Source organism: Mesorhizobium sp. M1348, assembly GCF_040317925.1.
Classification (GTDB): Bacteria; Pseudomonadota; Alphaproteobacteria; order Rhizobiales; family Rhizobiaceae; genus Mesorhizobium.
Genome location: NZ_JAMYLH010000031.1, coordinates 15,492 through 40,899 on the forward strand (window position 1 = coordinate 15,492; position 25,408 = coordinate 40,899).

The window sequence follows — 25,408 nt, forward strand, 5'->3', positions numbered from 1 at the left end:
CATGAACAAATCACCCGGCCCTGTGTTACAACGGCTCTTGGAGGAGAGCAGCCTTCTTGCATCAACCCAACCTATCGACCCCTTGCTGTTGCAGATCATGCTTGAGACTCACTACGGGCTCAATGGAAGCTTTTCACGATTGGGCAGCGAAAAGGGCCATACGTTCAGGCTTAAGGCCAAAACGAATGAATACCTTGTAAAGGTGTCACCGTCAGACGAGCCTGAACCAATTACGGCGTTGCAAATTCGAGCGATGCGCTATCTTGATGATGTCGCTCACGCCTTGCCCGTCCAGCGGATCAAGCCCACCCTTGACCGAAGGGATAGCGTACCAATCGACGTGGGGGATGGAGCTTGTCGAATACTCAGCGTCTTCTGCTTTGTTGAAGGCCTGCTGTGGGAGCAAATGGAAGCCAACGTCGAGCAGTTGACCAAGGCGGGAGGCATACTCGGGAGCCTAAACGTCGCGCTGCGATCATTTGAGCATCCGGCTGCCATGCGCAGCTTAGTTTACGACATTCGGCACTTTCTCCATTGGGGGGGGCTTGTTGAGTACGTGCCAGACCCGAAGCACCGACTGCTGGCCCAACGGGTCTTCAGGCTGTTCGAAGAAGTCATACAGCCGAGGCTGTCTAGCCTTGAAATGCAAGTGATCCATGGTGACTACGCTCCCAACAATGTTGTGGTGGATCCGCATATGGATGTCTTCGTCATGGCTATCCTTGACTTTGGTGACGCTGTCCATAGCGCCGCGATCTTTGACCCTGCCAATACGGTCGCGCACCTGATCGGCCGCTCTCAGGATCGCCCCTGGGAGGATGCCTTTGCCTTTGTCGCCGGGTACGAGCAGAGCCGGCCGATAAATGAGTCAGAACTTCCACTTTTGCCAGTTGCGGCTCTCGCGCGGCTCACCATGCTCGCTTTGATAAGGTACTGGAAGGCTGAGCGCGCACCTGACCAAAGCGAGGAGCTACTGGCTAGTGCCGAGTATTACTGGGCGAACCTAGAGCGGGCCATGGGCATACCACTGGATGACGTGGTCGCGCAATTCCGCTACCGCGCCGGTGAGCTTGGTGCTTGAGCCCAGCGGTAGGAAGTAGGTGGCGCTTGAGGGAACGTTGCCCACCACCACTATACAATCGAGTACCTCGGCGATCGTATACGATTCTAGATGTTTAGGCCCGACATCCGTGAAGTCCAGAAATGGGGATTCTTATTTGTTCATGATATCTGGACGCAAAAGTGCATCTGGAGCGCATATTGGTTGGCCGACGCATGTCCGTGGCCGTCGAGTAGCGAACGTAGCCCAAGGGCGTATCTCTTCCTTGCCGACTACAACCAAAGATAAGGAGTTATTTATGACTACGGCCGAATCGATTCCCTTCACCGGCGCACCGTTTCCAAAATCGGAGTACGAACGACGGCAGAAGAAGGTGCTTGAAGAGATCGCCCGGTCCGAGCTGGATGCACTCGTGGTCACCGCCCACGGTCATCTCCAGTATCTCAGCGGATACGATGGAACAGGTGCGTACTTCATGCCGTTTCCGTTGATTCGTGCCGGGACGGGCTCCAATATGGGTAGTTCGGGAATACGAGCTCACTGGCGTTCGCGCGGAGAGCTGCATCGATGAGTTGGTTGGTTATACAGAGCAGCCAGATTTTGCCAAAGTGTCTGCGGACGTTTTACGCCGGTTGGGATTGGCCGGCAAGAGGGTAGGTTTCGAGCTGGGCTGCTGGGGCCTCGCGCCGGCCGATGTAATCGCGTTGCAGGCGTACCTCCCGGATATGAAGGTCACCGATGCCTCTCGGCTGGTCTCATCTGTGATGGCCGTGAAGGACGAGCTGGAAATCAAAGCAATGCGCGATGCGATGGCCATGACAGACATGGCCGTGCGGGCATTTCAGCAGTCGCTCCGGGCTGGCGTCACCGAAGCTGAAATGGCGGTGGCCATCAAGAGTGAGGTTACCAACGCCGGCGGCGAGGACGTTAGGCTTGTCTCAGTCGGATTTGGTGAGAGGACGAAGCTACCCCACACGAAACTGACGCGCCATCCAATGGACAACAATGAACCTGCGATGGTGGAAGTCGGCGGCATGAAGCAAGGATACGCCGGGCCGCTAGTCCGCGGCGCCGTGCTTGGCACGCATGCTGAGACCGAAACCTTGCATGCTTTGGCGGAGGAGGCACTTGAAGCCGCCATCGCTGCTATCAAGCCAGGTGTAATGGCTGGAGAGGTGGACGCGGCGGCCCGCAGGGTGATCGAGCGATCTGTTAGACCCAAGGCTCTTAATCATCGAGTTGGATACCAGACCGGGTCCCCATGGGGCGAACGCGGCAATATCAGCCTGGAGCCCAGCGCAATGGACGTCCATATGCCCATTATTCTCATTGGGGAAGGTCGTTACTTGTTTGGCTGCAGCGAGACTGTCTTGGTGACGGAACACGCAGCAGAAATCCTTAGCAGTACACCACACACACTCTATCGCGCGTGATGCGTGGCAGCGACCAAAATCGTCTTTTCTCATGCGGCGTAGCGACACGGGGGCATTGTGGAAGTAGCAGGTCCCGTCAGGTGGTGCAGCTCGGCGGTTACGTAGCTGCTAGCGAGCGCCGGTCATCGGCGCTGTAGATGCTATGGGCGGCGGCGAGCGCGTGGCACCCTCGGCGCTGTTGAGCAGCTATCTAAGGAGCGCCCCCATGTCACCATTCTTTGATGCAAGCAGATCCCTTACCGCCCTTGATCAGGACAGCACGCTAGTCGCAGTGATTGAGATGAGCCAGACAAAGTGGCTCATTGCTGCGACGGTCCCTGGCTTTGAACGTAGTCCTCTCAAGAAGCTCGATGCCGACCCGGATTCGGTGCTCAGGCTGTTGCGCCGCTGGCGCAGCGAAGCCATCCAAGCCGGGCGCGAAGTCCGGCGCATCGTTGTCGCCTATGAGGCTGGACGCGACGGCTTTTGGTTGGCGCGCTGGCTCCAGGCGCGCGCTGTCGAGGCTTATGTCATACATCCATCGAGCGTCGCGGTTTCCCGCGAACATCGGCGCGCCAAGACCGATCGCCTCGATACCGAACTGCTGATGCGCGCCTTTCTTGGCTGGCTGCGGGGCGAGAAGCGCCACTGCAGCATGGCAGCCATCCCAACCATCAATGAGGAGGAGGCTCGCCGTCCGAACCGTGAACGAGACAATCTCGTCCGCGAACGTACACGGATCGTCAATCGCATCAAGGCAATCCTCGCTCGCTTCGGCATTCGCGCCTTCAAACCCAATCTGCGCAAAGCTGCCGAGAAACTGGAGGCTCTGCATACGGCGGAAGGTATGCCCCTACCGGAACGAAGCCGAGCAGAGTTGCGCCGTAATCTCGGACGGCTTCACCTGTTGCGTGAACAAATCCACGAGATCGAACAGGAGCGGTTGCGGCAGCTCTCGGTGGTTCCAGACACGGAGAAGGGTCCGCTCGCAATGGTTCGCCTTCTTTCGCGGATCGTCGGTGTCGGTATCGAGACTGCGGACATGCTGGTGAATGAGATTCTCACGCGGCCTGCGTGATCGGAGAGCCGTCGCTCGCTATGCCGGACTTACCGGGGCGCCGGATGAGAGCGGCCAACGCAGGCGGCGTATGGCTGCATCATGGTTTTTGATCCGCGCGGATCAACCGCATACAAGCTTGCGGCGCATCGGCGGCGAAGCCCCGGGCGGTGGGCCCATTCTACAGCGCGGCGTCGTAAGGCCATGTGAGCGACCGGGATCACCACCACCTCGGATCGTTATCGGCAGACGCTATTGCAGCTGCCAGACTTCAATGCCTCGTCCTGTCGAACGCTCCTCCATGCTCGGCCACTCCCGTCGGGATCTCGCCGGTCGTGACAAGTCGCCAGAATGCAATCAGTAGCTTGCGCGCCAAAGCCACGATCATTGTCTTGCGCGTACCGCCACGGCCATCGCCCTGCGTCCGGTATAAAGCCGAGCTCCCCTCGGGTTGCAATTTATAGACCTCTACAAACAGGGCCACCTGCCGGCTCAATGTAACGCTGCCGCCGTGCTCGTGACCATCAAGGGCAAGTCGCTTCGCGATGGCCCAAAGGACACCCTTGACGGTCACTGCGCGCGGCGCCCCAATGGACCCCTCGGAGCCAAAGCAGGAACAAACGGCCGCCACCGCTGAACAAGGAGACGGAACGACTGAAAGATCACGTTGACAAAGATCACCCCATACAAGCGAGTGAGCGGCGCAAAACAAAAGAGGCGACGGCGGCCCTAAAAATAGGCACTGGCCATCTCAAAACGCGATGGTAGTGCCCGGAACATTATATTGGCGGACCCAATGCCAACTGGCACATACTTCGTAGTTAACGGAACCAACTGCATCCGCCCGTCAACACCGTTCCGGCAGAAATCGAGCGAACTGAAGTGCAGATCAAAGATGTACTCCTCGTGCCAGGAAACGGCGCGTTCTTCTACGACGATCAGGCAGCCATAAGAGCGGGGGCCTCGCAAGAGGGTTTTGTCTATGTGGGCGAACCCTTGACGCCGGACTTCCAATCCATTCGCGTTCCGGCAACTTCGCTAAGTATCGGGCTTGTCCTTGTCGACGAAGCCGTCGTTTGGGGCGATATGATGAGCGTGCAGTATTCTGGTGCCGGTGGACGCGATCCGTTGTTTGAAACTGCTCAAATCTCGGATTTGACGTCGCGGGTTGTGGTGCCTCGGCTCATCGATGTGGATTTATCTCGTTACCTTGATGCCTGCGCGAAGGTTTTCGAGCCCGTCGGGCACAAGCGGTTACCTCTCGCGATTGAGTATGGGGTCAGTCAGGCGCTCCTACGCGCAGCAGCCCACCTTCAACGTACGACAATGGCAGAGATCGTATGCAGTGAATTTGGCCTACCGCTGCCAACCCGCAGGGTTCCGATCTACTGCCAGAGCGGTGATGCTCGGGAGCTTAACGTCGACAAAATGATTTTGAAAGCCGTGGATGTGCTTCCCCACGGTCTGATCAATTCACGGCAGAAATTTGGCGTCGACGGCCAGACCTTCATGGAATTCGTGAAGTGGGTTGCAACGCGTACTCGCCAAATCGGGCGCCCGGGGTATCATCCGGTGCTGCATTTCGATGTGTATGGCTGGATCGGCCAGGAAATCGGCCTGAAGCCGCAAAGCATCGCCGACTTTATCTGCAGAGTTGCAGATACCGTCCCAGATTTCACGCTCAACATCGAGTCCCCAGCGGATTTTGGTTCGACGCAAGCCCAAATTGAGAACTACGCCAAGATCGTATCGATCTTGGACGACCGGGGTTCCAGCGCGCGCATTGTAGTGGATGAGAGATGCAATACACTTGAAGATATTCGGCTGTTTGCCGAAGCCAAGGCCACGCATCTCGTTCAAATCAAGACCCCCGATGTCGGGTCAATTGCCGACACAGCGCGGGCAGTTCTCATCTGCAAGGCGAATAAGGTAGGCGCATATGTCGGGGGAAGCTGTACCGAGACAGATCTCTCCGCCCGAGCTTCTGTCCACGTAGCGGTGGCGACCCAGGCCGATATGATGCTTGCAAAGCCCGGAATGGGTGTCGACGAGGCATTCTCAATTGTTGGGAACGAACAAAACCGGCTGCTGGCTATGCTGAACCGTCGCCGGACCCAAAACGAAAACGTTGGATGAAAAGCACGGTGTCGCATGCAGAACTCTCTTGAGGGGATCACTGTCGTAGCCGTGGAGCAGGCCGTGGCCGCGCCTTATGCATCTTCCCGTCTTGCCGACGCCGGCGCCCGTGTCATCAAGGTCGAGAGGCCCGAAGGGGATTTTGCCCGAAATTACGACAAGTTGGTGCGGGGACAGAGCGCTTACTTCGTCTGGCTCAACCGGGGTAAGGAGTCGGTTTGTCTGGACCTGAGGTTAGAGGCGGATCGCGCCGTCCTGGACACGCTCATCGCTAATGCTGACGTCTTTATCCAGAATCTGAAGCCAGGCAGTATCGAAAAACTGGGCTTCGCGTCTGCTGATCTGCGTCGACGTTTTCCGCGGCTGATTACGTGCGACATCTCTGGTTTCGGGGAGACAGGCCCGTATTCCCATTTGAAGGCTTATGATCTCATCGTCCAGGCCGAAACAGGTCTATGCGCGATCACCGGCAACCAACAAGGGCCCGCGCGTGTAGGTGTTTCCGTTTGCGACATCTCGGCCGGCATGACAGCGCATAGCGCCATTCTTCAGGCGCTGTATCATCGCGAGGTCACCGGCGATGGGACAGGCATCCAGGTGTCACTATTCGATGCCGTCGCTGACTGGATGAACGTGCCTGTTCTGCAAAACGACTACAGCGGCTACCACACGGTACGCGCGGGTGTGAAACACCCGTCGCTGGCGCCGTATGGCGCATATTGTTGCGCCGACGGCAAAGAGGTCATCTTTTCGGTTCAGAATGACCGTGAATGGGTGAATTTCTGCGAGAAGTTCCTGAATCAGCCGGCGCTCACACGCGCACCTGGTTTTGCTGACAACATGGAGCGTCTCGGTCACCGTGCGCAACTTGACGAGATCATTGAACGGCGGTTTTCTGAATTATCCTGCCACAATGCAATGCAGGAGCTCGAGGCGGCCGGCCTAGCATATGGTCGACTGAACGAAGTGGCGGATGTTTCGAAGCATCCACACATTCGAAGGGTCGAGGTTGGAACACCCGAAGGAACCGTCGAGACGATAGCGCCGGCAGCGATTTTCAATTCTGAGCGCCCCTCGCTTCGCCCAGTTCCGGCTCTTGGTGCTCATACGGAGGCTGTCCGCGAGGAGGTTCTGGGGCTTTTGCGCGAAAGAGCCGCGTCAGCGTGAGTGCGCGTCTGAGTAAGGTGAGTGCGGTCGCGAAATACGAAGAGTCTATGTACCTCGGATCGTCCCAGCGCATCGGCCATCCAGCAAGCCTACTGCCGTCACGCTCGCTAAAATCGATCGCAGAGCCAACTCTATGATCAAGGACACATTTCCGGCCGTTGAAAGCGCGATGTCTGTACCCCGCTGGAGATCCCTGCTCTTCGTACCCGCTCACGTTCTGCGCTTTGTGGAGACGGCGCATGAGCGGGATGCAGATGGCGTCATTCTCGACCTCGAAGATTCCGTTCCCCAAGATCAAAAGGGCGAGGCACGGCGGCGGCTTTCCCAATCAGTAGCAAAGGTTGGGCGCAAGGGCGGATCTGTTTTGGTCCGCGTGAATCGTGGTTTGCGCGCCTTGGTGGCCGATCTCGATGCAGCTGTGATGGCGGGCGTTGATGCACTGGTTCTTCCAAAGACGGATTCGGCGGAGTGGGTTTTAGAGATCGCCAAAGCGGTTTCGGAACTTGAGCGGGAAAGAAATCTCCCGCTGGGACGCATCCGGTTCCTTGCCCAGATCGAGACCCCGAGCGCCTTGCAAAAGCTCGCAGCCATTGCGTCGGCACATCCCAGGATGGTCGCAATGGCGCTTGGTCCCGAAGACTTTAGTGCCGCTGTTGGCGGCTCCCCAGAGTTCGACCTTCTGTTGGCGCCGAACCTTTCTGTTCTGTTTGCCGCCCGTGCGGCCGGCTTGCTCCCGCTAGGCTTCATAGGAAGCATTGGCGAATTCTCGGACACGCATAAACTTCGTGAAGCCGCGGTGAGTGCGCGGCGGCTTGGCTTTGCCGGAGCCTTGGCGATCCACCCGACCCAAGTGGCCATATTCAATGAGGCTTTCTCGCCAAGCGCCCGGGAACTTGAGTGGGCCCATCGTGTTGTTGCGGCGGAAAACGATGCCGCCACGCGTGGCCTGTCTGCATTCTCACTGGATGGCAAGATGATTGATCCGCCAGTGGTGCGGCGCGCCCACGAGATCCTGGGTCTCGCTAGCAACAACTGAGCTATGCCTCTGGTCACAGTGCCTCAATTGCGCTCTACAACGATGCAGTCAAGATGCTTCCTCGGCGTCGTCACACCCGGAAGCCAGCGAGGCTCGCCGGCTGCCTAGGGCAAGCTTCGTAGCGAGTAGTGCTGCCGTCGTGGTCAGGGCTGCGATGCGTTGCGATAGCTGGTCGTTGACGATCCGCTGCAGTGGGCCGGTCATGCCCAAGGCATGGAGCACCAACCCGTTCGCCTGGCAAATCGGAACGGCGATTGCTCCCAGGCCCTCGTCGATCTCGCCGATGCAGGTGGCATAGCCGCGTTCCCGCACCAGCGAGAACTCTCGCCTGATCCAACCGTGGTCGTTTCGCGTGTTCACAGTGAGTTTTGGCAAATCAGTCGCAAGCACCTGAAGAATTAGCCTCTCATTCTGATAGGCCATGATTGCCTTGCCGGTTGCTGCCGCATGGGGCGGCATCTCAATTCCAGGTTGAACATAGCTGCGCCAGCGAACTTCTGGCGCTTGTGACACGGCGACAACGACGCGGCTGCCGACGAGCTTGGTAAGATAGCAAGCCTCTCCGGAATCCTCGGCCAACGCGGCGAGAAAGGGCCGAACCAGCGCTTCGAGCCACCCGTCGTCGGCTGTGGCATGGAGAATGCGCGAGAGACGGGGCCCGATAGAATAGGCGCGACCGCCCTGCCCACCAATGGCAAGCTCCGCCTTCACTAGGCCTTTCAGCAATCGGTGTGCCGTGGTCTTAGGGAAATCGGAAAGCGTCGCAACATCCGCAAGGGCCAACTGGTCGGGAAATGCGGCGATCAGCTCGAGCAGCCTGACGTAACGCTCAAGCGGGCTGTCGACGTCTATTTGCTCCGTCAAATCAAACTCCATCTTCGGCTGGCCCTGTTGACAAGGAAAACCAATGCTAATACTTTGCCTCAATTTCCGGGACAATATTCCGGAAATCGGAATGCGTCAAGCGCGAACCGCATCTTACGTCCAGGCTTGGGCGCACCATGACGTCGAAGGACAGTGTGACGATGACGACATCAGTTTTCTGAGGAAAGTTGGCGCTACTGCCTGTTCATCCTTGTGGTGAGCAGAACACGGTGCTGGCGCTCGCCTTAGCCGATCGCGGCCATGTGCTGGAGAACGGCCGTGGCCTGCTCGAAGGAGCAGCCGGTGAACTAAATAGGATGTTCGTTCGCGAGGCCTATTTCGGTCCCTAACGAAGCTCAACGCAAGGAACGAGCGATGACCTACCCAGACCCATCTTCCAGCTCGAGTGCGCTTTATGCCCGAGCGCTGAAGAGTCTGCCCGGGGGCAATACACGTACCACCGTTTTCATGAAGCCATACCCGATCTATGCGGCACGAGGCGAAGGGTGTCGGGCTTTCGATGTCGACGGCGTGGCGCGCATCGACTGCATCAACAATTTCACGGCTATGATCCACGGCCATGCGCACCCGGCGTTGGTTGAAGCCGCCACGCGTCAGATCGCGCTAGGCAGTGCGTTCGGTATGCCCACTGAATCCGAAATCGAACTCGCAGAGCTGATTGCCGCTCGTCTTTCAAGCGTGGAGCACGTCCGCTTTTGCAATTCCGGAACCGAAGCGGTGATGATGGCGCTCAAGGCGGCGCGCGCGCATACAGGTCGGCCAAAGATCGCCAAGTGCGAAGGCGCCTACCATGGCTCTTATGATTATGCCGAGGTGAGTCTCGATCCATCCCCCGCCGCCTGGGGAAGCAATGCACCTGTCTCGGTGGCCTACGCGAAAGGTACTCCGGCGAGCGTTTTGGCCGACACCCTTACTATACCCTTCAATGATATCGATGCCGCGGTGAGCCTGATACGAGCACATGGCACAGAGCTCGCTTGCATCCTGGTCGATCCGATGCCTAATCGTGCCGGGCTCGTTCCGGCCGACAAGACCTACCTTCAGGCCTTGCGCGAGGTCTCACGTGAGGTAGGCGCCGTCCTGATCTTCGACGAGGTCATCAGCTTCCGTCTCGGTTTCCACGGCGCCCAGGGACGCTGGGGTGTGTACCCTGATCTAACGACGCTGGGCAAGATCATCGGCGGTGGTTTTCCGGTGGGAGCCATCGCCGGTGGTGCCGAGTTCATGGAGGTGTTCGACCCTACCGCCGGCAAGCCCTCTCTGCCTCACGGCGGTACGTTTTCGGCTAATCCGGTGACGATGCGCACCGGTTTGGCCGCTATGGAACTGCTTGACGAAGCAGCGTTATTGAGGCTCGAGTTCATGGGCGACCGCTTGCGCACCGGCGTCAATGAGGCGTTCTCCCGCCACGGTGTGCCCGGCCGCGCCGTTGGAGTCGGATCGCTCGCGAAGATTCATTTCAACGAGCGCGAGGTGCGCGATTATCGCACTGCGTTCGCCGGCCCGGAGGAAACAGCGAAGCTAGCCCGGTTCAATCTCGGGCTGCTCAATCGCGGCGTACTTGCTGCCGGATACGGGCTGCTAGCTCTCTCGACCCCCATGGCCGACACGGACATCGAGACGGTGCTCGCCGCGATCGGGGAATCTATCGCAGACGTCGCTGCCATGTAACCCCCGCCGCCATCCTGCGCTTCCCATCGCTGATGTTTGAACCGGCGCATGATTGCGCCGCTGGACCAACTGAAAGGCATGCCCATGTCCACCACGGTCGATCCCATCACCCGCTCCGTAGTCCAGCATCGCCTCTCTTCGATCGTGGCCGAAATGGGCGAGGCGATGCTGCGCACCTCCTATTCCCAAATCCTGAACTCGAGCCGAGACTTCTCGATCGGTATCTGTGATACCCGCTCGCGACTAATCGCCCAGGCGGACCATATCCCGGTCCATGTCGGGGCCTTACCATGGGCGGCGCGGGCCATCGAGGCCCGTTTTAAGGACATCGTCCCGGGCGATGTGTTCCTATTGAACGACCCCTATCACGGCGGCAGCCATCTGCCGGACCTTACCGCCTTCGTCCCTGTTTTTGCCGAGGGACAGCGCATGCTCTGGACAATCGTCCGGGCGCATCAGAGTGACATCGGCGGCGCTACCCACGGCGGCTATAATCCGCTGGCAACCGAAATTTGGCAGGAAGGTTTGCGTCTACCGCCGCTCCGGCTCTACGAGGGCGGCAAGCTGCGCGACGATCTGCTCGACATGCTGGCACTCAACGTGCGGAACGCCCGCGATTTTCGCGGCGATCTCGCGGCGATGGTCGGTGCCGCCAATCTTGGTCAGCGCCAACTTGACAAGCTTTTCCTCGAGTTCGGGCGTGAGGTTGTCGATGCGGCAATGGAAAGCATCCTTGATGCGGCAGAGGAGCAAGCCCGCTCGGTCGTTGCGAATTGGAAGGATGGCGTCTTCTATGGCGAGGCCTTTCTCGATGACGACGGACGTAACCGCCAGAACCTTCGTATTGCCGCGAAAGTGACCAAGCGCGGAAGCGATATTGAAGTCGACCTGAGCGAATCGGATCCGCAGACTGACAGCTTCGTGAACTCGTCTCACGCTAATACTCAGGCAGCGGTGGCAATGGCCTTTGCCTATCTGATCGACCCCGATACCCCGAAGAACGAGGGCGCGTTGCGCCCGCTTAAGGTGGTCGCCAAGCAGGGCACGATCGTGTGGGCCGATCCCGGGCTACCGGTGACGATGTGCACGAGCCATCCCTCTAACGAGATTGTCGAGGCCGTGGTCAAGGCTCTCTCAGCTAGTTGTCCAGATCGGGCGATGGCTGGCTGGAGCCGCCGCTTCCGCGTTGCCATTCAGGGACAAGATCCCCGCAATGGCCGCTCTTTCATCTGGCACATGTTCCATGCGCGGCCGGGGGGAGGGGCGTCTTCCGGCGGTGATGGTTGGTCGTCGATCGGTGAATGGCATACCGCGGGTGGCATCAAGTTCGGCTCCATCGAAGTGGCTGAGGTGCGCTTCCCGCTGCACTTCCGTCATCATGAATTCAGGGAGGATTCTGGGGGGCGCGGTCAGCATCGTGGTGGGCTCGGGGTCGCGCTTGACCTTGAACTCGAGATCGCTGAGCCAGCGCTCGCCAATACGGCTGGCGACGGTGTCAGACACGGTGCTTGCGGTCTGCAAGGGGGCGAGGATGGTGCACCCCACGACTATCGACTTCTGTCTTCTGGAAAGCCGCCGCGCGCGCTCAAGACCAAAGAGGTCGGCATCGTGCTGTCGCCGGGCGACGTCCTTGCAATCCGCTCCTCGGGCGGCGGCGGTTGGGGGCCTGCAGATAAGCGCGCACCAGCCGCGTTGGCGCGCGACCGCACCCAACACCTTGTGACAAATACTCTGAAGGACATCTGACAATGTACACAATCGGCATCGACGTCGGTGGCACGTTCACTGATTTCGTCCTGGTCGAACACGATCAGACGGCCGCCTTTGCAAAGTCGCCGTCAACGCCGGCGGACCAGTCATTAGGCGTGATGACTGGACTCGCCGAACTAGCCCGAAAGGTCGGCCTAGACCGATCCGAACTGCTCGCGAAAACGGCGCGTCTGGTTCATGGCACCACGGTCGCAACGAATGCGCTGCTGGAGCGTAAGGGGGCAAAGGTCGCACTCCTTACCACCGAGGGTCATCGCGACGTTCTGGAAATGCGCGAGGGACTTAAGGAGAACCGCTACGACCTGCGCACTCCGCCGCCGGAACCTCTCGTCCCCCGAGCGCTGCGCATTGGCGTCAGGGAGCGGGTGAATCCAGACGGTTCGATCCGCATCCCGCTGGACGACGCTTCGTTGGACGCAGCTATCGAGGCCATCCGGCGCTTAGGCGCGACCTCCGTTGCGGTTTGTTACCTCCATGCCTACCGAAATCCTACTCACGAACTCGCCACGGTCGAACGCCTGCGCTGCGAACTACCTGATGTCTATGTCTCGCGTTCCAGCGATGTCTGGCCTCAGATCAAGGAATTCGAGCGAGTCTCGACAACCGTCGTCAACAGCTATGTAGGTCCGTCGGTCAAGCACTATCTCAGCAATCTTGAGCGTCGGCTCGCTGAAGATGGTTTCAAGGGAAGCCTGTTCATCATTTTGTCGCATGGTGGGATGGCCCCTATTGAAGAAGCCTCGCGTCTCGCTGCCGGAACTGTTCTTTCAGGGCCCGCTGGCGGTATCTCTGGCTGCCGCCGCTGTGCTGAATTGCTCGGGATCGCCGATCTCGTCCCCTTCGACATGGGTGGCACAAGCACCGACATCTCATTGATTGCGGAAGGCCGAGCGATGCTTACAGCCGATGCTGGACTGGCCGGTGAGCGCATCGCCTTGCGCAGTCTCGATATCGCCAGTATCGCTGCCGGCGGCGGGTCAATCGCGTCGGTGGATGCGGGAGGTTCTCTGAACGTCGGACCGGCCAGTGCAGGCTCTCAGCCAGGACCAGCCTGCTACGGCACCGGCGGAATTGCTGCGACCGTTACAGATGCAAACGTTGTGCTAGGCTATCTAGGCGTTGATACCTTCATGGGTGGTCGCCGGCCGCTTGACAAGGCCGCAGGGGAAGTCGCGGTCGGCCGAATTGGGTCGGCACTCGGCATTACGGTTGAGCAAGCCGCGGCCGGAATCTACCGCGTGGTCAACCTCCGCATGGCCGACGGCATCAGGCTTATGACGCTGCGGCGCGGAGTCGATCCTCGCCGCTTCACCATGGTGAGTTTCGGAGGAGCCGCGGGACTACATGCCGTCGAAGTGGCACGAGCGTTGGAGATCCCGCGGGTTATCGTGCCCATTGCCGCGTCGGTTCTGTCGGCTTGGGGCATGCTTGCGAGCGATTTGCGGTACGAGATAAGCCGGACAAGCATTGGAACCGGCCACGTGGACGCTACGACGGTCCGCGAGGTCTTTTCCGAATTGGAAACAACCGCTCTGGCGAGGATGAAGAGCTGGTTCGATGGGCCGCTGAGGATCGAGCGATCCGCCGAGATGCGCTATGGCGAGCAGATATTCGAGATCGACGTGGACCTTGATGGGCTCGACCTCGGCTCTCCTGATCTAGTCGAACAGATGGATCAGCGTTTTCATCGTCGCCATGAGGAACTCTATACTTACGCATCGCCCAACCAAGAGGTTGTGTTTGTCAACGCCCGTGTCTCGGCTGTCGGCGACGTGGCTCGGATCGCCGACAAGACGATGGTTGAAAGTCGAGCTAGTCCTATCGCCGCCTCCTCCTCGCGAACTATTTATCTCGACGGGCCGCAGCGGGTCCTGGTCTTCAATTTCTCCAGCCTGGCGCCTGGCCATCGCATAACCGGGCCAGCCCTGATCGAATCCGAAACGACCACAATTCTCATTGGGCATTCCGATGTATTGACGGTGAACAACCTGGGTTGGCTGGATATCGAGATCGGGCCTGGCCGGGCCGCCGCTGAATGATTGGTTGCTGCGTCGCTACTGGAACGAGCGATGTCTGAAGGAGCCATCTGCGCCTAGTCTACACGCTGTTCTGTTTGCCACCCGTGCAGCCGGGTTGCTCTCGTTGGGCTTCATAGGGAGCATCGGCGAGTTCTCCGAGACTGATAAACTTCATGAAGCCGCGGCACATGCGCGGCAGCTTGGCTTTGCCGGAGCTTTGGCGATCCATCCGACACAGGTGGCCATATTCAATGAGGCTTTCTCGCCAAGCGCCCAGGAGGTCGAGTGGGCCCATAAGGTCGTCGCGGCTGAAAATGATGCCGCCACGCGTGGACTCTCCGCATTCTCATTGAATGGCAAAATGATCGATCCGCCAGTGGTGCGGCGCGCCCACGAGATCCTGGCTCTCTCTAGCGACAACAGAGCCTGAACTCAGCGGCCGGATAGGCTGTTCGAACTGGTGCGATAGTTTTTGTGACTTGCCTGCCATCTCGTTTCGAGATAGACGTAATAGCACTGGGAAATATGCCCCGGTTGGATTTGTTCATCGTGGACATCAGGCAGTTAAGATACTTTGTCGGCGTCGTTGAAGCCGGCAGTTTCACAAAGGCAGCTGCGACCCTCAACGTTGCTCAGAGCGCTCTAAGCCTGCATGTGCGTCAACTAGAGGAAGGTTTCGGCACCCAGCTGCTCGTTCGCGACAGGACCGGTGTCAGCGTCACGGCGTCCGGAGACAAGCTGCTTGAGCGCGCGCGGATCATCCTGAAGGAAATTCAGCTCACTGAGGCAGAACTGACCAACTCGGTGGCTGCTCCTTCCGGAGAGGTGACCATTGGCATTCCGTCCGGAGCCGCTCGCGTCCTTAGTGGTCCCCTGCTTGAATCGGTAAGAAGCGAATTGCCGAGGATCTCGCTTAAGATGATCGAGGGCATGACGGGACCGCTGGAGGAGTGGATGGCTGCTGGCCGCTTCAATCTGGCTGTCCTCTATCGCACTGCCGAGAGCGTGGGGCAAATGACGGTGCTGGCGCGCGAAGAACTTTGTCTGGTGGTGCCGCCGGGTGAACCGCCGTTCGAAGATTCGATCCCGCTCGCCGAGCTGCACGCGTTTCCGCTGGCGGTTCCCATGCGCAACAACAATGTCAGGCGTTCGGTGGCTGATGTCGTTGCCCAACATGGCTGTGTGCTGGACGTCAGATTCGAAGTCGACTCCCTTTCCACGATCATTAACATGGTCATGGAAGGGAAAGCCTATTCTATCCTTGCTCCGTCGGCCATTCAGAAAGAGGCATCTCAACGCCAACTACGGACGGTTAAAATCATCGATCCGGTGATCACCCGTTCCGTTGTGCTTGCCGTCAACCCGAAAGATGAGCGCTCTCCAGCCGTGTCTGCGGTCCGCAAGCTGATTCCCAGAGTCGTGAAGACTTTGATCGAGGGCAAGCACTGGTCAGCCACGGTTCCGGACCGGGTTTAGGAAGTCCCAAGCCAAGACCTTCTGGTGTTAACGCTCTTCGCGGCTGCTTGAGCAGTATCTATCTGATTTCGAGATGGTTTTGCGCGACAATCGATATTTGACCGCATGCGACTATCGCGATGAAATCGCAGAGCAGCGAGCCAGGGTTCGGATACCGACCGTTCTCGTACTTGGCAAATTCATTAGAGCGGAGCATGCGATGTCCAACGCCAAGACCTATCAGCTTTTCATCAACGGCAGTTGGCGAGACGGTAGTGGAAGCCTGACGGTGACCAACCCGGCGACAGAGACGGTATTTGGCTCAGTCGCCGCGGCGTCGGCTTCTGATCTGGACGAGGCCCTTGCTTCTGCAGAGCGCAGCCGCCGAGCCTGGTCCTCGCGACCGCCGAAGGATCGCGGCGAAATCCTTGTTGCGGCCGCCAGAATCCTGGCAACGAAAGTGGGAGACGCCGCCAGGGATTTGTCGAGAGAACAGGGCAAGACGATTGCCGAAGCAACAGGCGAGTACGCGCGCGCAGTTGAAACGCTGGAGTGGTACGGCACACACGCCGAAGAATTGTCGGCCCCCATTCCACATGGCCCGAACCGAATGATCGTCCCTGAGCCGCTCGGTGTGGTGGCTGCCTTCACGCCATGGAACTATCCCGCAGTGCTTATCGCCCGCAAGCTCGCCCCCGCATTGGCGGCAGGGTGTCCTGTAATCCTCAAGGGAGCAGAAGAGACACCGAGTGCGGCCATCCACATTGTCGAAGCCCTGCGCCAGGCGGGTATCCCGGACGGCGTGGTCAATCTTGTCTTCGGCGTGCCGGCGCAGATTTCTGAACACCTGCTCAGTTCACCAATTGTGAAAGTCTTGACCTTCACGGGCTCCACCGCGGTTGGAAAACACCTGGCCAAGCTTGCCGCAAATAACTTGCAACGGTGTGTCCTTGAACTCGGTGGACACTCCCCGGTCGTTGTCTGCGAGGATGCGGATCTCGCAAAGGCCGTTCCGGCAATTTCGGAATACAAGTTCGAGTGCGCGGGCCAGAGCTGCAATGCGCCCAGCAGAATCCTTGTCGCGCGGCCCCTCTATGAGGAGTTTCTATCGCGGATGACCGAAATCGCCCGCAAAATCAAGATCGGCCCACCCGACGACCCGACGACCGAGATGGGACCGATGGCAAACTCGCGGCGAATCGAGGCCATGCAGCTTCTGGTCGAGGACGCGGTGGAGCGCGGCGCCCGCATAGAGACCGGTGGCACGCGCCTGGAGCAGCCTGGCTTTTACTGGCCGCCAACCATTCTGACGGAGGTACCCAAGGATGCGAAAGTCCTTCATGACGAGCCGTTTGGGCCGATCCTGACCGTGGCGCCGTTCGACACTATCGAGGAGGCTATCGAAGAAGCCAATGCCACCGAGTATGGCTTGGCCGCCTACTTCTTCACTGGCGCCGCCGATGCGAAACGAGCGCTGATCGACGGTGTTTCAGCTGGCGCTGTCAGTGTAAATTACCTGAAAGGGGTGTCCGCGGACGCGCCGTATGGAGGAGTCAAACAGAGCGGCTATGGGTATGAAGGTGGCGAGCAGGGACTGCGGAGCTTTCAAAGCCTGAAACTGGTCAACGGGCTCGGGTCATTCGGGTAAGAGTTGGTGAACAAAAGGACGCGCACCATTGCCGGGGAAGACATAGCAAGGAGCGTCGCCGACGCCCTCCAGTACATCTCGTATTATCATCCTCCAGACTATATCCGGTACCTTTCGGAGGCATACGAGCGCGAACAGAGCCCTTCGGCAAAGAACGCTATAGGGCAGATACTGCTGAACTCGCGGATGGCGGCATTTGGGCGGCGGCCGATCTGCCAGGACACTGGTCTCGTGGTGGTTTTCGCCAAGGTCGGGATGGGCGTTCGCATCAAGTCTTCGGCCAGTTTCGCCGACCTCGTGAATGAAGGCGTCCGACATGCATACCTCGACCCCGACAATCCGCTTCGACCATCGATCGTCTCGGATCCGCTTGGCCGACGATTGAACACCCGCGACAACACGCCGGCAGTCGTCCACGTCGAACTTGTGCAAGGCAACAAGATTGAGATCACCATCGCCGCAAAAGGCGGCGGGTCGGAAAACAAGGCACGTTTCACCACCCTTAACCCCAGCGCGTCCGTTGCCGACTGGGTGGTCGACACCGTTTCGACGCTTGGTAGTGGATGGTGCCCGCCCGGGCTGATCTCGGTCGGGATTGGTGGTAGCGCCGAAAAGTCGATGCTGCTCGCCAAGGAGGCTATGAACGAACCTATCGACATGTCGGAACTTCTTTCCAGGGGATCTGCCAACGCGGAGGAGGCGCTCCGCATTGAGCTTTATGAACGCATTAACGCTCTCGGGATCGGAGCCCAAGGCCTCGGAGGTCTGACAACCGTCGTTGATGTCAAGGTTGCAACCTATCCAACTCATGCGGCGTCCAAGCCTGTGGCACTCATCCCGCAATGCGCAGCCAACCGCCACCTGACGTTCACATTGGACGGTAAAGGACCAGCGCAACTCCAACCGCCCGACCTTTCCCAATGGCCCCAGATCGGTCCTGAGGACTTGCAAACAACCGGCGTCCGCCGGCTCAACTTGGATGGGCTGACGAGGGAAGAGACAGCATCGTGGCGCTGCGGGGAGACTCTTCTTCTATCCGGAAAGATGCTGACGGGTCGTGACGCCGCCCATAAGCGAATGGTCGACCTGATCGATGCGGGTAAGCCGCTCCCGGTCGATCTGCGAGGACGCGTGATCTACTATGTCGGACCTGTCCGTGCGGTAAGGGATGAGGTCGTGGGGCCGGCTGGCCCAACAACCTCAAGCCGCATGGACGATTTTACGGACAAACTGCTCGCGCAAACCGGGCTTTTGGCGATGGTCGGTAAGGCGGAGAGGGGGCCAGCGGCTATTGCATCGATTGCCAGACACAAGACGCCCTATCTGGTAGCAGTGGGTGGCGCTGCCTACCTGATATCAAAATCGATCAAGGCCGCGCGGCTCGTTGCCTTTGAGGACCTGGGCATGGAAGGCATTTATGAATTCGAGGTCCAGGACATGCCGGTGATCATGGCTGTCGATGTCGAGGGAAACTCGATTCACAATTCCGGGCCGATTGAGTGGCGCAAGCGCATGGCTGCCGATAGCATCGCGCGCAACATCGGCGTTTGATATTCCCGTCAAACAATTGTCCTGCCTCGCTTATCCATGGGCTCCGAAGAGCAACGAGGCTGCGCGCTTGGTTTGGGACAAGCTGCGAATGAGCCCATGCCCACGTCTGCACCATCCGGGACGAACGCAGCGTTTAGTTGGCGCGTCGGCACCATAGATGCAATTGGCACAGACCCATAAGCAGCCTAAACGTAAAGCCGTGATTCAGCTTCGGCAGGCCATGAAGTCTAAACTAAACACCGTACGTCTGGATGCTTGGGACCTTCGGATTCTGTCCGAGCTGCAAGCAGACGGTCGGATATCGAAAAGCGAGCTAGCCAAGCGCGTTCATTTGTCGGCGTCGGCTTGCTCGGAGCGGCTTCGTATACTCGAAGCAGCAGGAGCTATCGAAGGGTATTACGCGCGGCTCAGTCCATCCCTCACTGGGGGCGTGATTTTCGTGATGGTGGAGGTGGTTTTGGATCGTCACCGCCTCGAAGACCAACGACATTTTGAGACCGCAATTCAGGGCGTCCCTGAAATTTTGGACTGCTGGGCCATCGGAGGCCGGGTCGATTACCTCATGCGCGTAGCGGCACCTTCCATGGCGGCTTATCAGGAATTCATGGAAGGATTGCTGCAGCTAGGCCTCGGGATCGACCAATATTATAGCCTCGTCGTGACGAAATCCGTAAAATCCAATTCGCCGATACCCTTGTCCGCACTAAAAGAGCGGTGAGTTTCGGGAGCCCGTGTTTTCCACGGAGATTGACCCAAGTTCCGTGAATTCGGCGGCCGCGGATGCGCATTGCCGTGGAACGTGAGGGGTGTCCGTAGGTATAATCACCACTTGACGAGCGGCTGACCGAGTGTTCTCCGCCGGGCGATCAATGGGAGAGCGGCAATGAGCCTGACCAATCTGGGAACCAAACAAGTTCAAGAGAAGGATCGGAGCTTCGTCTTTCATCCGTCCACGCACTTGGCAAAACACAGCCGCGGCGAGACGCCAAACCGGATTATGGCCGGAGCGGCAGGCGTCTACATCTGGGATACTGGAGGCCGAAAGAGCCTCGACGGTTTCGGCGGGCTCTACTGTGTCAACATGGGATATGGATGCACGGAGATCGCTGATGCAATTGCCAAGCAAGCGTACGAACTGCCGTTCGCTCATGTCTATGCCAGCCAAGGCACGGCGCCTGTTGCCCGTTTGGCGGAGGCCGTGGTCGAATATTTCGGACAGAACATGCGAAGGGTGTATTTTGGCCTGTCCGGTTCCGATGCCAACGAAACCAACATCAAGCTCGTCTGGTATTACAACAACATCCTCGGTCGACCTGAAAAGAAGAAGATCATCTCGCGACATCGCGGTTATCACGGTTCCGGGTTGGTCACCGGTAGCCTGACAGGCCTTCCATTCTTTCACAAGTTTTTCGACCTGCCTTTGAACCTGGTGCGCCATACAACGACGCCACACTACTATCGCCATGCGCACGAGGGCGAAACTGAGGAAGCCTTCTCCAAGCGTTGCGCCGACGAACTTGAAGCCCTTATTGTTGCTGAGGGCCCGGATACGGTTGCAGCCTTTATCGGAGAACCGGCACTTGGGACCGGCGGCATCGTTCCCCCCCCAAAGGGGTACTGGACGGCCATTCAAGAGGTGCTGGACAAGTACGATATCCTGCTCATCGCCGATGAAGTGGTTTGCGGTTTCGCGCGAACCGGTGAGAAATTCGGTTCCCACCTTTATGGCATGCGCCCGGATTTCGTCACCATCGCCAAGGGCGTCAGTTCCGCCTACCTCCCCATCTCCGGGTCAATTATCGGCGACCGCGTCTGGAAGGTCCTGGAAGAAGGAACGGAGAAGCACGGAGCTCTGGGCCATGGCTGGACATATTCCGGTCATACGCTTTGCGCGGCGGCCGCACTCGCCAACATTAATGTCCTTAAGGAAAGAAACATCCTGGAACATGTCCAGGATGTCGGGCCCTATTGGCTTTCCCGCATGAAAGCCGAACTGGAGGGACATCCCATTGTCGGCGAAGTTCGCGGCGTTGGAATCCTGTCTGGCGTAGAGATGATGCGGGATCCCAAAGCGCGCGTACCTTTTGAGCCCGAACTTCAGGTCGGGGCGCGTGCCGCCGCTGCTCTGCTTGAGAATGGCGTCATCGGCCGGGCCATGCCGCATGGCGATATCCTCGGCTTTGCCCCGCCACTGATCATCACCAGGGACGAGGTAAACATCATCGTCGACGCGACGGCGAAATCCGTCGAAACAACCTACCGCGCGCTTAAGGCCGAGGGCGCGATATGATCCTGACCGCACATAGATGAGGAGCAGTACAAGGCAACTCTTGGAGGAGAGCTGCTGGATCACGTGGTTGGCGATAAGCCTTTGAATACCTTGCTCCACCACTTTTGCCGCTGCCGTCCGGTCCTCCCACCGAGCTTTGCGCGGCGCGCCCTGCCGGTTTACCTCCCGATCGGCAGGGCGCTTTTCTGGGATACTGGATGGTTCACTGCATTCTGCAGTGAATGGGCAGAGGCCGGTTGGTCCGTCGGGGACTCGTCGAGGCGAACGAAGTCTTCCCGGCGCAGGTTTGCGCCGTTACGAGGATCTCGGGTGGGATCCGTCGATCGTCAACGCCAATTGCGGTTTAGCGCCATCGTTATCCGATCGGAGCGCCGGGCGCGCCTTCTCAACACGCTCCTCTTCAAGATGACGCCGCGCGGCGTCTCCAAGGGGTTAGCGACGTTCTGCAGCGGCGGCATGGGGATTGCCATGTACGTCGAATCGCTGTGAGTTGGCAGAGCAGTTTCGATGGCCGGCGCCGTGTTAGCTATTCGTCTGTAGACGAGGAGCCGTAAGTCCAGTTCAGGCGGGGACACGCCGAGGTCTGAACTGATTTGCAGCTAATCGCGCCCGGATCGAAAGACTATGGCCATAGTGAGAGGTGTCGGACGCCAGCGACTTAAGGAGGGGCAAACGGACGAGCAAGCGAACCTTGAGGTCGCGGCGATCGTGCTGTAACGGCCATTTGCGTCATGGCGCTGTACCAGGCTCGCATTCCGGGGTCGGCTCGATACGTGGCGATGGTTGTCATGGCGAAAGCGGAAGACGGGGTGGAGGTTCCGATCTCACTGGTCGCGCGGCGCGATCGAACAAGCCCTGGGCCGGTGTTGTTGGGTGTGTACGGCTGCTACGAAATATCGAAATGGCCCTCATTCATGACCGCGCGCTTGAGCCTGCTCGATCGGGGTTGCTTCCGATATCGTGAACGTACGTAGGGTCGGCGCGTGCGACCGCCCGTGGCATAAGGCGGCTACCCGGACGCGCTTCATCGCACTGCCACTGATCCACCTCGTAGGGGAAGGATCGCGTATTCGGCTCAAGAAACAGAAATCAATGTCAATCGCCTTGATTCTCAGGTGACGGCCTTTGAGCGCCGCGCGGGTTCGGCCAGATATTCTCCCGTTTCGCGGATCTCTAGCTCATTGCGCTGGATGCGCGCTAGTGCATCTGAGCCTAGTCTCGAGACCGTCAGGGCGACAAGAATGTTCGCGATAACATAAGCGCCTGCAACGGAGTCCGGAAAGGCGTAGCTTCGCGCTGTCATGAGGAAAAGATGGTCCGAAAACCGTGCAATTGGCGCGTTCTCACTGTCAGTGACAGCAATAACCGTCCCTCCTTGGGCCTTCGCATTTTTCGCCACGTCAAAGGTGACCCTGCTATAAGGGTGGGAAGTAAACCCGATGACCACGTCATTTTGCGTGAGGTCATCGAGTTCCAATCCTGATCCTCCACCGGTGTCGAGCAGGTGAGTGTTTGGTTTGGCCTTCCGCAACGAATAGGAAAGCGAATAGGCGGGGGCAAAGAAGGGGCGGCGTCCGATCACATAGACCCGTGAGGCTTCGACCAGTGCCTGTACCGCTGCTTCAAGCTGCTTCTCGCTCAGCGCAGTAACCGCTGCTCTTTGCGCCTCGATTTCACGCTCAGCGAACTGTGCAGCAAAACCAAGTGCACCTTCCTTCTGGCCAAGGGATATAAGCTCAGCAGCGCGGCCCCTGTTGCTGCCCTTACTGTTGATCAATTCAGCAATATGGACCTCGCGGAATTCATCGAAACCCTTAAAGCCAAGATTCTGCGCCAACCGCACCAGCGTTACTGAAGGCACCCGAGCGCGCTTAGCAAGCTCGCGCATGGAGCGAAAGGGTATCTCGTCGCGGTGGGCAATAAGGAACTGGATCGCAGCAGCCGCAGGCCCACGAGCCTCCGGCATGAGTTGCCGCAACTTCGCGTCTATGTCGGACGGTTTGGGATTCATGAATACGATCCGCATTGCTGATCATACGCTGCCACGATTCTCAGTTAGAAGCAATTGATCCATATTGACGAACAATGAACTGTATGATCCAATGATCCTGACTGCAGACCGGGAGGGTCTTCGAACGATATGTCACCACCAACGCACAAAGATAAATCCGTAGGAGAAAAGGAATTGGCGAAAGAATCTTGGCGAGTTGGGATTGATGTCGGCGGCACCTTCACCGATGTCGTCGCCATTGGATCCCGTTCCGGTATTCGCATTCATAAGACCGCATCTACGCCAGACGATCCTTCCGTGGGTGTTCTTGCCGGGGTTTCCGCGCTGGCGGAGAGCCAGGGTCTTACGATCCGGGAATTCCTGTCGGCATGCACCCATTTCGTCCATGGCACCACCGTCGCCACCAACACTCTTCTCGAAGGAAAGGGTGCCAAGACGGGTATGCTCGTTACTCGAGGCTTTCGCGATGCAATCGAGATCCGCCGCGGCTTTCGCGAGAACGTATGGGACTATCGGACGCCTTGGCCCGATGTGCTGGTGCCACGCTGGCTGCGCAGGCCGGTAACCGAACGGGTGCTGAAGGACGGACGCATCGAAGCTGAAGTCGATCGGGCAGATCTCGATGACGCCATAGCACGGTTCAAAGCGGCCGGCGTTCAGTCGGTCGCCGTCTGCTTCATCAACAGCTACCTTAATGATGCCAATGAAGAACTTTGCGTTCGTTACCTTCGAGAGGCAATGCCGGATTGCTTTGTGTGCGGATCGGCGAAGCTCGCGGCGGTCATGGGCGAGTACGAACGTTCCTCGACGGCTGTCGTCAACGCCTATATCGGTCCAAGGGTCGTTCCCTATCTCCGACAGCTCGACGAGCGTCTTGGTGAACTCGGGATGTTAAACAGGCTTCTTCTCGTTCAAAGCAACGGAGGCGCGGCCTTTATTGATGATATAGAACAGCGCCCGGTTTCCCTGCTCCTCTCAGGACCGGCCGCTGGTGTCGGCGCGCTTGACTATTTTTCGAAGAAAGATGGTCTTGGCGGTCTCATCACAATGGAGATTGGCGGTACGAGTTGCGATGTCATGCTGTATGACCGGGGGAAAGTTGGTGAGACCACCCGGCTCGACATCGCCGGGTACCCGGCGATCACGGCGAGCGTTGAAATCAATACGGTCGGCACCGGCGGCGGCACGATCGCCTATGTCGATGCAGGCGGCATGCTCCAGGTCGGACCGCAGGGCGCCGGTTCGCGCCCGGGCCCGGCCTGCTACGGGCTTGGGGGAACGATGGCCACGGTCACCGATGCCCACGTGGTGTTGGGGCGGCTGCGGCCCGGCGCCTACGCGGACGGATCGGTCAACATCCGCTCGGAACTCGCGCATCAAGCGATCGCCGAGCACGTGGCGCAACCACTGGGTCTGACGGTGGAAGGGGCAGCGATCGGCATCATCCGCCTCGCCGAACAGAACATGCTGCACGCAATGGAACGGATGTCTAGCGAGCGCGGCGTCAACCCTCAAGCCCTGACGCTCGTTGCTTGCGGAGGCGCCGGAGCGCTCCACGGTGTGGCAGTCGCTCGACTTCTGGGATGCCGGTCGGTGTTCGTGCCCCGGCTTGCCGGCGTCTTCTGCGCGTTTGGAATGTGCAATTCCAATATTCGTCACGACCTCATTCAATCCTGCATGGTCGAGCTTTCGGATGAGACGCTTGCGCGGATTTCCGAACAGGTTGCTAAGCGTGAGGACGAACAACGCGGCCGGCTTCTTGAAAGCTTCTCCAGCGAGGCAATCGTCATCGATTGCTTCTTGGAGCTGCGATATCGCGGCCAACAATGGACAGTGCGCGTGCCGTTCTTCGGCGGTACGGACAGCAAGCAGACGCTGCGGCATCGCTTTGAGGAAGAATTCTCTAGCATCTACGGCTACGTGCAGGAACGCAACGAGGTACAAATCGTAGCTTTTCATCTTATCGGCAAGGGCCGGTTCCCTGCGCTTGCGCTGGAAGCCGCCGGCGCGACGGCTGAAAGCCTGCACGCAAGTAGCGCCCGCAGCATATGGATCGATACTCGCACTGGGTTCGTCGATGCGCCCGTGTTCTCTCCCTCGACGCTAAGTCCCGGGGCGAGGATAACAGGCCCAGCCGTCATTGAGGAACTGACGACGACCATTCTCCTCGGGGCAGCGGACATGCTGCTGGTCGATGAGGGCGGGAACTATTCTATTCAACTTTCTATTTCGGAGTGATGA

General features: G+C 58.8%; 20 protein-coding genes and 2 pseudogenes. 19 read left to right on the plus strand and 3 right to left on the minus strand.

Going from position 1 to position 25,408, the window contains the following annotated elements:
* The first annotated feature begins 1 nt into the window (after position 1).
* The 4 genes and pseudogenes from NKH13_RS30155 to NKH13_RS30170 all read left to right on the plus strand — a co-directional run.
* Positions 2-1,081 (plus strand): phosphotransferase, encoded by a 1,080-nt coding sequence (locus NKH13_RS30155; RefSeq protein WP_352916429.1) that lies wholly within the window; start codon positions 2-4, stop codon positions 1,079-1,081.
* Positions 1,082-1,358: 277 nt separating this feature from the next.
* Positions 1,359-1,631: an aminopeptidase P family N-terminal domain-containing protein gene (locus NKH13_RS30160; protein ID WP_352916431.1), complete on the plus strand. Its 273-nt coding sequence runs from the start codon at positions 1,359-1,361 to the stop codon at positions 1,629-1,631.
* A 154-nt stretch (positions 1,632-1,785) separates the two neighbouring features.
* On the plus strand, positions 1,786-2,493 hold the full coding sequence (locus tag NKH13_RS30165; protein ID WP_352916433.1) for a M24 family metallopeptidase: 708 nt from the start codon (positions 1,786-1,788) through the stop codon (positions 2,491-2,493).
* Between the two features lie 205 nt (positions 2,494-2,698).
* A pseudogene (locus NKH13_RS30170) lies at positions 2,699-3,617 on the plus strand (IS110 family transposase); the annotation flags it as partial.
* Positions 3,618-3,800: 183 nt separating this feature from the next.
* On the opposite strand, the gene NKH13_RS30175 reads toward NKH13_RS30170, so the two are convergent.
* Positions 3,801-4,103: a hypothetical protein gene (locus NKH13_RS30175; protein ID WP_352916437.1), complete on the minus strand. Its 303-nt coding sequence runs from the start codon at positions 4,101-4,103 to the stop codon at positions 3,801-3,803.
* Positions 4,104-4,411: 308 nt separating this feature from the next.
* Between NKH13_RS30175 and NKH13_RS30180 the strand changes: the two genes are divergently transcribed.
* The 3 genes from NKH13_RS30180 (at position 4,412) to NKH13_RS30190 (ending at position 7,868) form a co-directional block, all read left to right on the plus strand.
* Positions 4,412-5,665 carry a methylaspartate ammonia-lyase gene (locus NKH13_RS30180; protein ID WP_352916439.1) on the plus strand — a complete coding sequence of 418 codons (1,254 nt, stop codon included), beginning with the start codon at positions 4,412-4,414 and terminating at the stop codon, positions 5,663-5,665.
* A gap of 15 nt (positions 5,666-5,680) precedes the next feature.
* A complete protein-coding gene (locus tag NKH13_RS30185) occupies positions 5,681-6,832 on the plus strand; it encodes a CaiB/BaiF CoA transferase family protein (RefSeq protein ID WP_352916441.1) in 1,152 nt (383 codons plus the stop codon).
* Between the two features lie 133 nt (positions 6,833-6,965).
* Positions 6,966-7,868: an HpcH/HpaI aldolase/citrate lyase family protein gene (locus tag NKH13_RS30190; RefSeq protein ID WP_352916443.1), complete on the plus strand. Its 903-nt coding sequence runs from the start codon at positions 6,966-6,968 to the stop codon at positions 7,866-7,868.
* A gap of 48 nt (positions 7,869-7,916) precedes the next feature.
* Here the strand turns inward: NKH13_RS30190 and NKH13_RS30195 are convergent, their stop codons facing one another.
* Entirely contained in the window at positions 7,917-8,807 is an 891-nt protein-coding gene (locus NKH13_RS30195; protein WP_352916445.1) for an IclR family transcriptional regulator, read from the minus strand.
* A gap of 113 nt (positions 8,808-8,920) precedes the next feature.
* Between NKH13_RS30195 and NKH13_RS30200 the strand changes: the two genes are divergently transcribed.
* From NKH13_RS30200 to NKH13_RS30250, 11 genes and pseudogenes are all read left to right on the plus strand, one after another.
* Positions 8,921-9,082, plus strand: a complete 162-nt coding sequence (locus NKH13_RS30200) for a hypothetical protein (protein WP_352916447.1) — start codon at positions 8,921-8,923, stop codon at positions 9,080-9,082.
* Between the two features lie 25 nt (positions 9,083-9,107).
* Positions 9,108-10,424, plus strand: coding sequence for an aspartate aminotransferase family protein (locus tag NKH13_RS30205; RefSeq protein WP_352916449.1), 1,317 nt, complete (start codon positions 9,108-9,110; stop codon positions 10,422-10,424).
* Positions 10,425-10,472: 48 nt separating this feature from the next.
* Positions 10,473-12,170 (plus strand): hydantoinase B/oxoprolinase family protein, encoded by a 1,698-nt coding sequence (locus NKH13_RS30210; RefSeq protein ID WP_352916451.1) that lies wholly within the window; start codon positions 10,473-10,475, stop codon positions 12,168-12,170.
* A gap of 2 nt (positions 12,171-12,172) precedes the next feature.
* Positions 12,173-14,233, plus strand: a complete 2,061-nt coding sequence (locus NKH13_RS30215; protein WP_352916453.1) for a hydantoinase/oxoprolinase family protein — start codon at positions 12,173-12,175, stop codon at positions 14,231-14,233.
* Between the two features lie 4 nt (positions 14,234-14,237).
* Positions 14,238-14,642, plus strand: coding sequence for an aldolase/citrate lyase/malate synthase family protein (locus NKH13_RS30220; RefSeq protein ID WP_352916455.1), 405 nt, complete (start codon positions 14,238-14,240; stop codon positions 14,640-14,642).
* 119 nt (positions 14,643-14,761) lie between these two features.
* On the plus strand, positions 14,762-15,688 hold the full coding sequence (locus NKH13_RS30225; RefSeq protein ID WP_352916496.1) for a LysR family transcriptional regulator: 927 nt from the start codon (positions 14,762-14,764) through the stop codon (positions 15,686-15,688).
* A gap of 199 nt (positions 15,689-15,887) precedes the next feature.
* Positions 15,888-17,315: an NAD-dependent succinate-semialdehyde dehydrogenase gene (locus NKH13_RS30230; protein ID WP_352916457.1), complete on the plus strand. Its 1,428-nt coding sequence runs from the start codon at positions 15,888-15,890 to the stop codon at positions 17,313-17,315.
* Between the two features lie 6 nt (positions 17,316-17,321).
* Positions 17,322-18,866 carry a fumarate hydratase gene (locus NKH13_RS30235; RefSeq protein WP_352916459.1) on the plus strand — a complete coding sequence of 515 codons (1,545 nt, stop codon included), beginning with the start codon at positions 17,322-17,324 and terminating at the stop codon, positions 18,864-18,866.
* Between the two features lie 220 nt (positions 18,867-19,086).
* Positions 19,087-19,584, plus strand: coding sequence for an Lrp/AsnC family transcriptional regulator (locus NKH13_RS30240; protein ID WP_352916498.1), 498 nt, complete (start codon positions 19,087-19,089; stop codon positions 19,582-19,584).
* Positions 19,585-19,749: 165 nt separating this feature from the next.
* Positions 19,750-21,156: an aminotransferase gene (locus NKH13_RS30245; protein WP_352916461.1), complete on the plus strand. Its 1,407-nt coding sequence runs from the start codon at positions 19,750-19,752 to the stop codon at positions 21,154-21,156.
* Between the two features lie 251 nt (positions 21,157-21,407).
* Positions 21,408-21,645, plus strand: a pseudogene (locus NKH13_RS30250) (acetyl-CoA C-acetyltransferase); the annotation flags it as partial.
* Between the two features lie 622 nt (positions 21,646-22,267).
* Here NKH13_RS30250 and NKH13_RS30255 read toward each other — a convergent pair.
* Complete coding sequence (locus NKH13_RS30255) at positions 22,268-23,167, minus strand: MurR/RpiR family transcriptional regulator (RefSeq protein ID WP_352916463.1); 900 nt, start codon at positions 23,165-23,167, stop codon at positions 22,268-22,270.
* A 174-nt stretch (positions 23,168-23,341) separates the two neighbouring features.
* Between NKH13_RS30255 and NKH13_RS30260 the strand changes: the two genes are divergently transcribed.
* Complete coding sequence (locus NKH13_RS30260) at positions 23,342-25,405, plus strand: hydantoinase/oxoprolinase family protein (protein ID WP_352916465.1); 2,064 nt, start codon at positions 23,342-23,344, stop codon at positions 25,403-25,405.
* The last annotated feature ends 3 nt before the right edge of the window (positions 25,406-25,408 follow it).